This is a genomic window from Methylobacterium sp. GXF4 (assembly GCF_000272495.1).
Taxonomy (GTDB): domain Bacteria; phylum Pseudomonadota; class Alphaproteobacteria; order Rhizobiales; family Beijerinckiaceae; genus Methylobacterium; species Methylobacterium brachiatum.
In genome coordinates this window covers 1-12,846 of record NZ_AKFK01000069.1, presented here as the reverse complement: position 1 = coordinate 12,846, position 12,846 = coordinate 1, and the positions used below count along the sequence as shown (strand labels likewise).

General features: G+C 72.3%; 7 protein-coding genes. 4 read left to right on the top strand and 3 right to left on the bottom strand.

The annotated features are described in order from the left end of the window. The first annotated feature begins 84 nt into the window (after positions 1–84). The 4 genes from WYO_RS18965 (at position 85) to WYO_RS18950 (ending at position 5,562) form a co-directional block, all read left to right on the top strand. A complete protein-coding gene (locus WYO_RS18965) occupies positions 85–495 on the top strand; it encodes a hypothetical protein (RefSeq protein ID WP_039903375.1) in 411 nt (136 codons plus the stop codon). A gap of 77 nt (positions 496–572) precedes the next feature. Next, positions 573–980, top strand: coding sequence for a FixH family protein (locus WYO_RS18960; protein WP_039903371.1), 408 nt, complete (start codon positions 573–575; stop codon positions 978–980). Next, positions 977–2,410 (top strand): efflux RND transporter periplasmic adaptor subunit, encoded by a 1,434-nt coding sequence (locus WYO_RS18955; RefSeq protein ID WP_007565462.1) that lies wholly within the window; start codon positions 977–979, stop codon positions 2,408–2,410. The genes WYO_RS18960 and WYO_RS18955 overlap by 4 nt, the downstream gene beginning before the upstream one ends. Continuing rightward, positions 2,407–5,562: a CusA/CzcA family heavy metal efflux RND transporter gene (locus tag WYO_RS18950; RefSeq protein WP_007565460.1), complete on the top strand. Its 3,156-nt coding sequence runs from the start codon at positions 2,407–2,409 to the stop codon at positions 5,560–5,562. Before WYO_RS18955 ends, WYO_RS18950 begins: the two co-directional genes overlap by 4 nt. Positions 5,563–5,820: 258 nt before the next feature. On the opposite strand, the gene WYO_RS18945 is transcribed toward WYO_RS18950, so the two are convergent. The 3 genes from WYO_RS18945 to WYO_RS18935 form a co-directional block, all read right to left on the bottom strand. Continuing rightward, positions 5,821–7,773 (bottom strand): methyl-accepting chemotaxis protein, encoded by a 1,953-nt coding sequence (locus tag WYO_RS18945; RefSeq protein ID WP_244424233.1) that lies wholly within the window; start codon positions 7,771–7,773, stop codon positions 5,821–5,823. 379 nt (positions 7,774–8,152) lie between these two features. Continuing rightward, entirely contained in the window at positions 8,153–11,383 is a 3,231-nt protein-coding gene (locus WYO_RS18940; protein ID WP_007565456.1) for a CusA/CzcA family heavy metal efflux RND transporter, read from the bottom strand. A gap of 10 nt (positions 11,384–11,393) precedes the next feature. Then, positions 11,394–12,662: an efflux RND transporter periplasmic adaptor subunit gene (locus tag WYO_RS18935; RefSeq protein ID WP_007565454.1), complete on the bottom strand. Its 1,269-nt coding sequence runs from the start codon at positions 12,660–12,662 to the stop codon at positions 11,394–11,396. Positions 12,663–12,846 lie beyond the last annotated feature (184 nt).

Here is a 12,846-nt window from a genome sequence, read left to right as displayed (position 1 = left end):
GCCGCGGCAGGGAGACGAGCGCTCGATCGTGCTGGGCCAAACCGCGCGCTTCCACACCACCGCGAAAGCTGGCATCCTAGGCCCGTGATCCTCTGGTTGGCCCTTCGGCGGCTGCTTCCGCTTCTGGCGGTTCTGAGCCTTGCCCTGACGCCGGTCGCCGCGCCTGCGGCGGTCGCCGGCATGCATGCACCGATGGCCCAGGCGGCGGCGCCGCACGGGCACGACCACGCGATGGCCATGGCCGAGGACGCCATGGCGGCCATGCCGTGCTGCCCGCCCGAGGCGGCGCCGGCCGATCCGCCGGCGGAAGGCGCCAAGGGCTGCCTCAAGGGCTGCCCGCTGATGGCCCTGTGCCTGGGCAGCCTCGCCTCCCTGCCGCCCTCCGGGATCGGCCTGCCGATGCCGCGCGCCGCTGGGGCGACCGCCTTCGCGCTCAGCGCCGAAGGGTTCGCCAGCGTCACCGGGACGCCGCCGCCCGAGCCGCCCCGAGCCTGACCCCGATGAAGCGGGCCGCCGCGCCCGCGTGAGGCCGCACGCCCGTGCGGCCGGCCATCGTGTTCAGGAGATTCTGCGTGACCCTTCATTCTGTTGCCCAATCCTGGGCGCGCGCCTGCGCGGCCGCGCTCGTCGGCGTCGCCTTGACGGTCCCGGCCCGGGCCGCACCCGCGGATTACCGGTTCGAGCTCGTCACCCAGGAGGCCAAGGTCGGCGAGGCCGTCCTGACGGTCCGCCTGGTCGACACGCGCAGCGGCCAGCCGGTCACCGATGCGGTGATCTTCGCCAAGCGCATCGACATGGCCCCCGACAGCATGGACGAGATGACCTCGACCCTGGCGCAGCTCCCGTCCACGGAGCCGGGCCTCTACCGGTTCAAGACCAAGCTCACCATGGCGGGCGGCTGGCGGCTGTCGCTCGGGGCCAAGGTCCAGGGCGAGACCGGCACGGTGAGCGACAGGCTCGTCTTCCGGGCCGTGCCGTGAGCCGCGCGGCCTGGCTGGCCGGGACCCTCGCCGCCCTGGCGGCGGGGGGCGCCGGCTACGGGGCGGGGCGCATGGGCGGCCCCGATCCGATCCCGCTCTTCGCGCGGGCCTGGGCGGGCTTCGCCGCCGGGCCGGAGGCCCCGCCGGAGGCCGCCACCGGGCCGGTGGTCTATTACCAGGATCCGGACGGCAAGCCGGTCTACTCGCTGTCGCCGATGATGACCGAGGACGGGCGCCTGTTCCGGGCCGTCCAGGCCAGCGAGGATCTGCGCTTCGACCGGCCCGCCGCCGAGGACGGTTCGGGTCAGGCCGGGCCGGGGGCGGGCGACGGGCCCAAGAATTCCGGCCGGACGGTGCGCTACTACCGCAACCCGATGGGCCTGCCCGACACCTCGCCGGTACCCAAGAAGGACTCGATGGGGATGGACTACATCCCCGTCTATGACGGCGACGATCCGGACCCGAGCACCGTCACGGTCTCGCCGGGCCGGGTCCAGCGCACCGGCGTGCGCAGCGCCGTGGTCGAGCGCCGGGTCGTGTCCCGGCCGGTCCGGGTGCCCGGCACCGTGGCCCTCGACGAGCGCCGGGTCACCGTGGTGGCGACCCGGGCCGACGCCTATGTCGACCATGTCGAGGACGTCACCACCGGCGACCGGGTCCGGCAGGGGCAGCCCCTGGTCTCGGTCTACGCGCCGGAGATCAACGCCGCCGCCGCGCAGCTCATCGCCAATCCGGGCTTCGACGGCGCCCGCCGGCGCATCCGCAACCTCAACGTCTCGGAGGCGGTGATCGCCGAGATGGAGCGGACCCGGACGGTGCCCCGCGCCATCACCTGGGCCGCGCCCCGCGACGGGCTGGTGCTCGAGCGCCGGGCGGTGGAGGGCATGAAGGCCGCGGCCGGCGACACCCTGTTCCGGATCGCCGACCTGTCGCGGATCTGGGTCCTGGCCGACGTGCCGGAGCACGATCTCGCCGGCATCCGCGTCGGCCAGGCCGCCACCGTGCGGGTACCCGGCCGCAGCCTCACCGGCCGTGTGGAGGTGATCTACCCGCAGGTGAACCGGGAGACCCGTTCGACCCGCATCCGGATCGAACTGCCGAACCCGGACGGGCTGCTCCTGCCCGACATGTATGCCGACGTGGAGATCGCTACGGGCGCCACCGAGCCGGTGGTGGCGGTGCCCGAAGGAGCCGTGCTCGAGACCGGCGCGCGCCAGGCGGTGCTGATCGAGGCCGGGGAGGGCCGGTTCGCGCCCCGGGCGGTCGAGATCGGGCGGCGCGGCGACGGCTATGTCGAGATCCGCGCGGGCCTCCGGGCCGGCGAGCGGGTCGTCACCGCGGCGAATTTCCTGATCGACGCCGAGAGCAACCTGAAGGCGGCGCTGGCGAGCCTCGCCGCCCCGCCGACGGACGGGGAGGGCGGCCGATGATCGCCCGGCTGATCGCCTGGTCGGCGCGCAACCGCGTGCTCGTCCTGATCGGCACCGTCTTCGCGGTGGCGGCGGGCCTCCAGGCCCTGCGCACCCTGCCGCTCGACGCCATCCCCGACCTCTCGGACGTGCAGACCATCGTCTACACCGAGTATCCGGGCCAGGCCCCGCAGGTGGTCGAGGACCAGGTCACCTACCCGCTGACCACCGCCATGCTGACCGTGCCGCGGGCCAAGGTGGTGCGCGGGGTCTCGATGTTCGGGGTCTCCTTCGTCTACGTGATCTTCGCGGACGGCACCGACCCGTACTGGGCGCGCTCGCGGGTGCTCGAATATCTCAACGGTCCGGCGAGCCGCCTGCCCGCCGGGGTGATCCCGACGCTGGGGCCCGACGCCACCGGGATCGGCTGGGTCTACCAATACGTGATCCAGGCCCGGCAGCGGACGCTGGCCGAGCTGCGCTCCCTGCAGGATTGGGTCGTCCGGTTCGCGGCCGCGCGCGGGGAGGGCGTCGCCGAGGTCGCCCCGGTGGGCGGCTTCGTCAAGCAGTACAGCGTCGTGGTCGATCCGAACCGCCTGCGGGCGCTGGGCATCAGCCTGAACCGCCTGCGCGACGCCATCCGGGCGAGCAACGCCGATGTCGGCGGCCGCACGGTCGAGCTGTCCGAGTTCGAGGTGGTGGTGCGCGGCCGGGGCTACCTCAGGAGCACCCAGGATATCGGCGCCGTCGTGCTCAAGACCGATGCCGGCACGCCGGTGCGGGTGCGCGACGTCGCCCAAGTGGAGATCGGGCCCGACGAGCGGCGCGGGATCGCCGAGCTCGACGGGGCGGGCGAGGTCGCCGGCGGCATCGTCGTGCAGCGCTTCGGCGCCAACGCCCGCGCGGTCATCGCCAGCGTCAAGGATCGGCTGGCCGATATCGCCAGGAGCCTGCCCTCGGGAACCGAGATCGTGCCGGTCTACGACCGCTCGCAGCTCATCGACGCGGCGATCGCCACGCTGACCCACACCCTGGTCGAGGAATGCGCGATCGTCGCCCTGGTCTGCGTGGGGTTCCTGCTGCACCTGCGCAGCGCGCTGGTGGCGATCCTGATGCTGCCGGTCGCGATCCTGATGGCGTTTTCGGCCATGCGGGCGCTCGGGCTCAGCGCCGACATCATGAGTCTGGGCGGCATCGCCATCGCGGTGGGGGCGATGATCGACGCCGCCATCGTGATGATCGAGAACGCCCACAAGCACCTGGAGCGCGCGCCCCCGGACCGGCCCCGGGCCGAGATCCTGGTCGGGGCCGCCGCCGAGGTCGGGCCGTCGCTGTTCCTGTCGCTCCTGGTGATCACGGTCTCGTTCCTGCCGATCTTCACCCTAGAGAGCCAGGAGGGCCGGCTGTTCGGGCCGCTCGCTTTCACCAAGACCTTCGCGATGGCGGCGGCCGCGCTGCTGTCGGTGACCCTGGTGCCGGCGCTGATGATCCTGTTCGTGCGCGGCCGGATCGTGCCGGAGCACCGCAACCCGGTGAACCGGCTGCTGGTCGGGATCTACCGGCCGCTGATCGCCGCGGTGCTGCGGGCCCGGGTCGCGACCCTCGTCCTGGCCCTCGGGGTGCTCGTCGCCACGATCTGGCCGGCCCGCCAGCTCGGCTCGGAATTCATGCCCGAGCTCAACGAGGGCACGCTGCTCTACATGCCCACGACCCTGCCGGGCCTCTCCGTCACCAAGGCGGCGGAGCTGCTGGCGACCCAGGACCGGATCATCAAGACGTTTCCGGAGGTCGCCGCGGTCTACGGCAAGGCGGGCCGTGCCGGCACCGCGACCGATCCGGCGCCGCTCGAGATGTTCGAGACGATCATCCGGTTGAAGCCCCCGGAGGCGTGGCGGCCCGGCGTGACGCTGGCGAGCCTGCGGGCCGAGATGGACAAGGCGCTGCAATTTCCCGGCGTGTCCAACGCCTGGACCCAGCCGATCCGCGCCCGGATCGACATGCTCGCCACCGGCATCCGCACCCCCGTGGGCGTCAAGCTGTTCGGCCCCGATCTCGCCGCCCTGGAACCGGTCGCCCGGGCCGTGGAGGCGGCGATCCGCACGGTTCCGGGCACGACGAGCGCCTATGCCGAGCGGGTCATGGGCGGCACCTTCCTCGACGTCACCCCGGACCGGGAGGCGCTCGGCCGCTACGGGCTCACCGTCGGCGACGTCCAGGACGTGGTCGCTACGGCGCTCGGCGCGGCCACCGTCACCACCACCGTGGAGGGCCGCGAGCGCTACGGCGTCACCGTGCGCTACCCGCGCGCCCTCCGATCCGACCCCCAGGCCATCGCCAACGACGTCCAGGTGGCGCTGCCCGCCGGCGGGACCGTGCCGCTCGGCGCGGTCGCGTCGATCCAGCTCGCGCGCGGGCCGACCGCGATCCGCACCGAGAACGGACGGCCCGTCCTCTACCTCTACGTCGACATCGCCGGGCGCGACCTCGGCGGCTATGTCGGGGAGGCGCGGGACGTGGTGGCGCGCGCCGTGCCGCTGCCGGAGGGGATGACGCTGCAGTGGAGCGGTCAGTTCGAGGCCCTGGAGCGGGCCGAGGCCAGGCTGCGGCTCGTCGTGCCGGCGACCCTGATGGTGATCGTCCTGCTGCTCTACCTGGTATTCCGCCGGGTGACCGAGACGCTGATCGTCCTGCTGTCGCTGCCCTTCGCGCTGGTGGGCGGCGTCTGGCTGATGTGGGGGATGGGCTTCCACCTCTCGGTCGCGGTGGCGGTGGGCTTCATCGCCCTGGCCGGCGTCGCCGCCGAGACCGGGATCCTGATGCTGGTCTATCTCGACCAGGCGCTCGCCGAGCGGCGCGGCGAGGCCGCGCGGGCCGGGCGGCCCCTCACCCGGGAGGACCTGCGCGCCGCCATCATGGTCGGGGCGGTGGAGCGGGTCCGCCCGAAGATGATGACCGTGGTGGCGATCATGGCCGGCCTGGTGCCGATCCTGTGGAGCACCGGCGCGGGGTCCGAGGTGATGCAGCGGATCGCCGTGCCGATGATCGGCGGCATGGCCTCCTCGACCCTCCTGACCCTGATCGTGATCCCGGCGGTCTACGCCCTGATCAAGGGCCGAGGCCTGCCCGCGGAGGCCGAGCTGGCGGCTGCGGAGCCGGTCCGGGCCGCGGCGTGACCGCGATGCAGGCGGAGTGGGGGCCAAGGCCGGAACCCGGCGCGTCTCCCCCCTGCGGACCCGTGGAGAGTCACACATTGAGTCCGGCCGCCAGCCTGTGAAGCACACCGCGCTTTCCCCTCCTGGCAAAGCGGAGGCGGGAAGGCGGTGCCTCGCCCCGCGCCATGTGTGGACATCGCAGCCGACAGAGGGGCGGGGAAAGGCGTGATGTTTCAGTGACCTGCTCTGGAACGGCCGGCCGGATGAAGACGCCGGCCTTCAGGCCGCCTGGATGTCCCGCAGGAAGTCGTCGACTTCCCGCTTGACCTTCAGGGATTGCGCGGCCAGCTCGGCGGCGGCGTTCAGCACCTGCGCGGCGGCGCTGCCGGTCTCGCCCGAGGAGGCGAGCACCCGCGCCACGTTGGACGACACGTCCTGCGTGCCCCGGGCCGCCTCGCCGGCATTGCGCGAGATCTCGCTGGTCGCGGCGGTCTGCTGCACCACCGTCGAGGCGATCGCCCCGCTGATCTCGTTCACCGTCGCGATGGTGCGGGCGATCTGCTCGATCGCCTCCGCGGCCTGGCCGGTGGCCATCTGGATCGCCGCGATCTGGCCGCCGATCTCCTCGGTGGCGCGCGCCGTCTGGCCGGCGAGCTCCTTGACCTCGGCGGCGACCACCGCGAAGCCGCGCCCGGCCTCGCCGGCGCGCGCCGCCTCGATCGTGGCGTTCAAGGCCAGCAGGTTGGTCTGCCCGGCGATCCCGGAGATCGTCGTCACCGCCGCGCCGATCTGCTCGGCGGCCATCCGCAGGCTGGCCATGGCGGCGTTCGTGGTCTCGGCCTCGTGGGACGCATGGCCGGCGACCTCGTTGGAGCGGATCACCTGCCGCTCGATCTCCTGCAGCGACGAGACCATTTCCTCGGCGGCCGCCGCCACGGTCTGAACATTGGTCGAGGCCTGCTCGGCGGCGGCGCTGGAGGCCACGGCCTGGCTGTTGGTGTCGTCGGCGACCTGGGTCATCGAGCGCGCCGTGGCGTCGAGCTCGTCGGCGGCCCCGGTGACGATGTCGAGCGAGGCCGCGACGTTCTGCTGGAAGGTCCTGACCAGCTGGTCGACCCGCTCGACCCGGCTGAGCCGGGCGGCCTGCTCGGCCGCCTGGGCGGCCTCCAGCTCGGCCCGGGCGATGGCGTTCTGGCGGAACACGTCCACCGCCTTGGCCATGGCGCCGATCTCGTCGTTGGCGTCCTGGGACGGCACCGCCACGCTGGTGTCGCCCTCGGCCAGGCGCTTCATCGCCCCGGTCATGGCGGTGACCGGCCGGACGATGCTGCGGGCGATCAGGAAGGCCAGCAGGCAGCCGAGCATGCCGGCCACGCCGATCAGGCCGATCTGCACCCACCAGGCATACGCCACTGTTGTGGTCGTCTCGCGGGCGATCTTGTCGACCGCGACGTTAAGCAACTCGCGCACCTTGCGGAGGAGCTGATCGATCGCCTCCATGTGCGGCTTGATGCCGGTCTCGAACACCGTCCTCGCGGTCTCCATCGCCCGGACGGTCACGTCGAAATTGCGGGCATAGGCCTCGAGCGCCTCGGCGACGGCCTGGACCTGCGGCGCGAAGGCGGTGGCCCCTTCGGCCGCCTTGAACGCCGCAAGCGCGGCCTTGGCCTTCTCGACATTCGTGGCGAAGGTGGCCGGTCCCTTCGGGTCGAAGGTGGCGAGGAACCGCCAGTTGGCGACGCGGACCAGCAGGATGGCGCTCTCGACGCTCTGGGCCTCGCCGAGCGTCGCGCCCCCGGCCTGCGCGCGCACCGCCGCCACCAGGACTTTCGTCGCCTGGGTCAGGGTGTCGCCACCCGTGAACAGGGCGTCCTTGGCCGCGCTCAGGCTGGCGCCGGCGGCAGCCAAGCGATCCAGCTCCGGCTTCAGCGCCCGGGCGTGATCGCGCGTTCCCGTGTAGAGCCGCCGCCCCTCGTCCGAGATCGCCAGGGCGCTCAGCTGGTCAGCGATGTCCTCGGCCTCGCGCCGAACGGGCTCCAGGGCGGCGATCCGCTCGGGCTTGGGCGTGACCTGGTTCTGCTCGACTTCGCCGGCCAGCTTTACCGCCAGGCTGTTCAACGTGAAGACCTGGCGGGCGAGCATATCCAGTCGGCCCCGCAGCGTGTATTGATCGTTGACGACGCCCTGTTGATAGAACGAATAAACTCCAACGACGCCGCCAAGCAGCATCATGATTATAAAACCGGCATATATCCGGAAACTAATTCCAAATCTCATCACAGAAGTCCCGACAACGCATAAAATCGTCTTCCCATATCGCAATCAAGAATGTCATACCAGCTTTGACATGTGTCAACGCCCGCATACATTCTGGCGCAATCATCATTCAGATTTGAATGATCGATCAACAAGACGCGCCGATAAGATTATTCCGTCGGATGTACTGATTTCCTCTGCGAGCGCTCAAGCATCCGGCACATCCTTTTGCGGCCGCGAAGCGGGGCCGGGCGGCGGAGCGCGTCTTCAGCCGCCGCTCCCCCTCCGGTCGGGGACCGGATCCCCGCGGCGGCGCGGATCATCCGGAACCCGCCCCGGGAAAGGCCGCCGCGGATCAGGCCGCCCGCCGGGGCCGATCCTGTGCCGGCGCCGCGGCGGGACCGGCTTTCCCGAACCGGGCGTAGAGCGCCGGCAGCACCACCAGGGTCAGCAGGGTCGCGCTGATCAGGCCGCCGATCACCACGGTGGCGAGCGGCCGCTGCACCTCCGCGCCGGTGCCGGTGGCCAGCGCCATCGGGACGAAGCCGAGCGAGGCGACCAGCGCCGTCATGGCCACGGGCCGCAGCCGGGTCAGGGCCCCCTCCAGGATCGCCGCCCGCAGCGGCCGGCCCTCGGCGACCAGCTGCTTGATGAAGCTCAGCATCACGAGGCCGTTCAGCACCGCCACCCCCGAGAGCGCGATGAACCCGACCGCGGCCGGCACCGACAGCGGCATCCCCCGCAGCCACAGGGCCGCGATGCCGCCGGTGAGCGCCAGCGGCACGGCGGAGAACACCAGGAGCGCGTCGCGGACGCTGCCCAGCGCCGAGGTCAGCAGCAACAGGATCAGGACGAAGCAGGCCGGCACGACCAGGGTCAGGCGCCGCCGGGCCGAGGCGAGGTTCTCGAACTGGCCGCCCCAGGTCACGTAGGAGCCCGCCGGAAGCGCGACCTGCCCGGCGACCTTGGCTTGCGCCTCCGTCACCAGCGAGCCGATATCCCGGCCGCGGACATTGGCGGTGACGACGACGCGCCGCTGGCCGTTCTCCCGCGAGATCTGGTTGGGCCCCTCGGTCACCGAGAAGCGCGCGACCTGCCGCAGCAGCACGGAGGCGACCTTGCCGTTGGCCCCCGGGGGCAGGGGGACCGGCAGGTTCTCCAGGGCCTCGCGGTCCTCCCGGACGGCGTCGGTCAGGCGCACCACGATCGGGAAGCGCCGGTCGCCCTCGAACACGAAGCCCGCCTCCCGGCCGCCAATCGCCGCGCCGATCACCTCCTGGATCGCCCCGGTGCTGAGACCCAGCCGCGCCGCCTCGGTCCGGTCGATCCCGATCTCGAAGACTGGCAGGCCGGCGATCTGCTCGACCTTCACGTCGTCCGCGCCGTCGATGCCGCGCAGGATCGCGGCGATCTGGTTGGCGGTCTTCAGCATCGGCTCGAAGGCGTCGCCGAACACCTTGACGGCGAGGTCGCCCCTTGTCCCGGCGAGCAGCTCGTTGAAGCGCAGCTGGATCGGCTGGGAGAACTCGTAGACGTTGCCGGCGAGCGCGCCCACGGCCGCCTCGATCTGCGCCTGGAGCGCCGCCTTGGTCAGCGCGGGATCGGGCCATTCCGCCTGGGGCTTCAGGATCACGAAGGTGTCCGAGGCGCTGGGCGGCATCGGGTCGGAGGCGATCTCGGCGGTGCCGGTCTTCGAGAAGACGGTGGCCACCTGCGGGAAGGCCGCGACCGCCTGCTCGACCTTGAGCTGCATGGCCTGCGACTGGGTCAGGGCGGTCGAGGGGATCCGGCTGGCGTTGAGCGCGATGCTCTTCTCATCGAGGAGCGGGATGAACTCGGTCCCGAGCCGGGTGGACAGGAGCGCCGCCCCGGCGAGCAGCAGCGCCGCCGCCGCCAGGACCGGCGCCGGCGCCCGGATCGCCCCGGCGAGCAGCGGCCGGTAGGCGGCCTTGAGGCCCCGGATCAGCCGGTTGTCGGCCTCGGTGACCCGCCCGGTGATCACGATGGCGATCAGGGCCGGCACGAAGGTCAGCGACAGCAGAAACGCGCAGGCCAGCGCGAGGATCACGGTCAGCGCCATCGGCTCGAACATCTTGCCCTCGACCCCCGTGAAGGTCAGGAGCGGCGCGTAGACCAAGATGATGATCGCCTGCCCGTAGAGCGACGGGCGGATCATCTCCTCGGCCGAGGCCCGGACCGTCTCCAGGCGCTCCGCCAGGTCGAGCCGGCGCCCCAGCGCGTGCTGGCGCTCGGCGAGGTGGCGGAGCGCATTCTCGGTGATGATCACCGCCCCGTCGACGATCAGCCCGAAATCCAGGGCGCCGAGGCTCATCAGGTTGGCCGAGATTCTGGCCTCGACCATGCCGGTGACGGTCATCAGCATGGCGACCGGGATCACCAGGGCCGCGACCAGGGCGGCCCGGACGTTGCCGAGCAGCAGGACCAGCACCGCGATCACCAGGGCCGCGCCCTCGGCGAGGTTCTGGCCGACCGTGCGGATCGTGGCCTCGACCAGAACCGTCCGGTCGAGCACCGTCTGCACCACGATCCCGGGGGGGAGGGTGCGGCGGAGCTGGGCCATGCGCGCGTCGACCGCGGCCGCCACCGTGCGGCTGTTCTCGCCGATCCGCATCAGGGCGGTGCCGATCACGGCCTCCCGGCCGTCCGCGCTGCCCGAGCCGGTGCGCAACTCGCGCCCGAAGCGCAGGGCTGCGACGTCCCGGACCCGCACCGGCACGCCGCCGCGGGTGGCGACCACCACGTCGGCGATCGCCTCCATGCTCTCCAGGCGACCGGCGGCGCGGACCACGTAGCCCTCGCCATTGTCCTCCAGGTAGCGGGCGCCCTGGTTGGCGTTGTTGGCCTGGAGCGCCCGGACCACGTCCCCGAAGGACAGGTCGAGGGCGGTCAGCTTCGTCGGGTCCGGCTGGACATGGTACTGCTTCTCGTAGCCGCCGATGCCGTCGACCCCGGCCACCCCCGGCACAGTCCGGATCTGGGGCCGGATGATCCAGTCCTGGACGGTGCGCAGATAGGCGTTCCGCTCCAGCTCCGTGGCGAGGCTCTGGCCCTCCGGGGTGCGGAAGCTGCCGTCCGGCTGCCAGCCCGGGCTGCCGACGGGCACGACATTCCGCTCATCCGGCTCCGCGTAGCGGACCGACCACATGGTGATCTCGCCCAAGCCGGTCGAGATCGGGCCCATATGCGGCTCGGCGCCGGGTGGCAGGTCGCCCTTCACCTGGGCCAGGCGCTCGGCGACCTGCTGGCGGGCGAAGTAGATGTCGAGCCGCTCGTCGAAGATCGCGGTGACCTGCGAGAAGCCGTTGCGCGAGAGCGAGCGGGTGTGATCGAGCCCCTTGATGCCGGCCAGCGCGGTCTCGACCGGGTAGGTCACCTGGCGCTCGATATCGACCGGCGACAGCGACGGCGCGAGCGTGTTGATCTGCACCTGGTTGTTGGTGATGTCCGGCACCGCGTCGATCGGCAGCCGGGTCAGCGCCGTGGCGCCGAAGCCAGAAGCCAGCAGCACGAGGAGCAGGACCAGCCAGCGCTGGCGGATCGAAACGTCGAGGATGCGGCTGAGCATGTCCGGCGCCTCAATCGTCGTGGCCGGCTTCGGCCTTGCCGAGCTCGGCCTTCAGCAGGAAGGTATTGCCGACCGCGATCGCCTCGCCGGGGGCGAGCCCGGCTTTGACCGCGTAGGCTTCATCGTCGGAGCGCCCCAGCTCCACCGGGCGCATCGCGAAGCCGTCCGGGGTCCGGACGAACACCACCCGCGCGCCCGCGACGGTCTGGAGCGCGGCCTTGGGCACCCGGACCGGCACGTCGTCCCGGGCGATCTCCAGCTCGGCGGTGACGAAGGTGCCGGGCCGCCAGGCGAGGTCGGCATTGGGCAGGGCGACCACGACCCGGGCCGAGCGGGTCTCCGGGTTGAGGAACGGGCTCACGAAGATCACCCGCCCCTCCGCGCGGCGGTTGTCGCCCTCCCGGCTCGGGGTGACGGTGACCCGCGCGCCCTCCTGGACCTGGGCGAGGTCGAGGGTCGGCACCGACAGCTCGATCCAGACCGTGGTGAGGTCGGCCAGCAGGTAGAGGTCGGCCGGGTCGCCCTCCTTGCCCACCGCCGAGCCGACATCGACCCGGCGCTCGACCACGCGGCCGGCGAGCGGCGCACGCAGCTCGTAGCGGCGCAGGGTCGAGAGGGTCGGGGTCGCCTCGTCGCGCCTCTGCGCGGCCGCGACCTCGGCGGCGTCGAGCCCGAGCGCCGACAGCTTCTGGCGGGCGAGGTCGGCCCGCAGCCGGGTCTCGAGATACGCCGCCCGGGCGCTCTGGAAGGCGGATTCCGAGGCCGAGCGCGAGGCCAGCAGCTTCTGCTGGCGCTCGAAGTTGATGGTCTGGAGTTCGACCTGGACCAGGGCGGTCAGGTACTCGCTCTTGGCGTCGGCGACCTCCCGGCTGTCGAGCACGGCGACGACCTCGTCCTTCCGGACGGAATCGCCCAGGCGCTTGCGCATCTCCACCACGGTCCCGACCACCCGGGCGGGGACCCGGGCGATCCGGTCGGTGTCGGGGGTGATGGTGCCGGGCACGAGGAGGTGGCGCGCCAGGATCCCGCCGGTGACGGGCGCCACCGTGATGTCCTGCGCCGCGACCTGCTCGGGGCTCATCCGGATCACTCCCGCCTCGGCCTGCTCCGCGTGATCGTGGTCATGGTCGTGCCCGGCCTTCTCGGGCGCGGGGCCGGGGGCGGGCCCGGCCAGGCCGAGCGCCGCGAGGCCGTCCCGGACGAGCCCGGACGCGGCGGGAACGGCGGCGCCGATGACGATGCCGACGGCCAGGACGGCCGCGGAGACGAGGATGCGCATGGTGAGCCTGCTCGGCCGGGACCGCGGCGCGGCCGTGCGGCGGCTCCGGGGATTCCCGTTCAGGGGACGCGTGAGGGCGAGCCGGGCGCCGCATGGGCGGCCCGGCGAGGACGCGGGCCGACGCGCGGCCGCGTCGGCTCAGGCGCGGGGAGGCCGGGGCAGGCGGTCGGGGGCGATGGAGGGG

Coding starts and splice junctions, on each gene's coding strand:
- WYO_RS18940 (WP_007565456.1), bottom strand. CDS start 11,383: ATGCTCAGCCGCATCCTCGACGTTTCGATCCGCCAGCGCTGGCTGGTC.
- WYO_RS18935 (WP_007565454.1), bottom strand. CDS start 12,662: ATGCGCATCCTCGTCTCCGCGGCCGTCCTGGCCGTCGGCATCGTCATC.
- WYO_RS18945 (WP_244424233.1), bottom strand. CDS start 7,773: ATGATGCTGCTTGGCGGCGTCGTTGGAGTTTATTCGTTCTATCAACAG.
- WYO_RS18950 (WP_007565460.1), top strand. CDS start 2,407: ATGATCGCCCGGCTGATCGCCTGGTCGGCGCGCAACCGCGTGCTCGTC.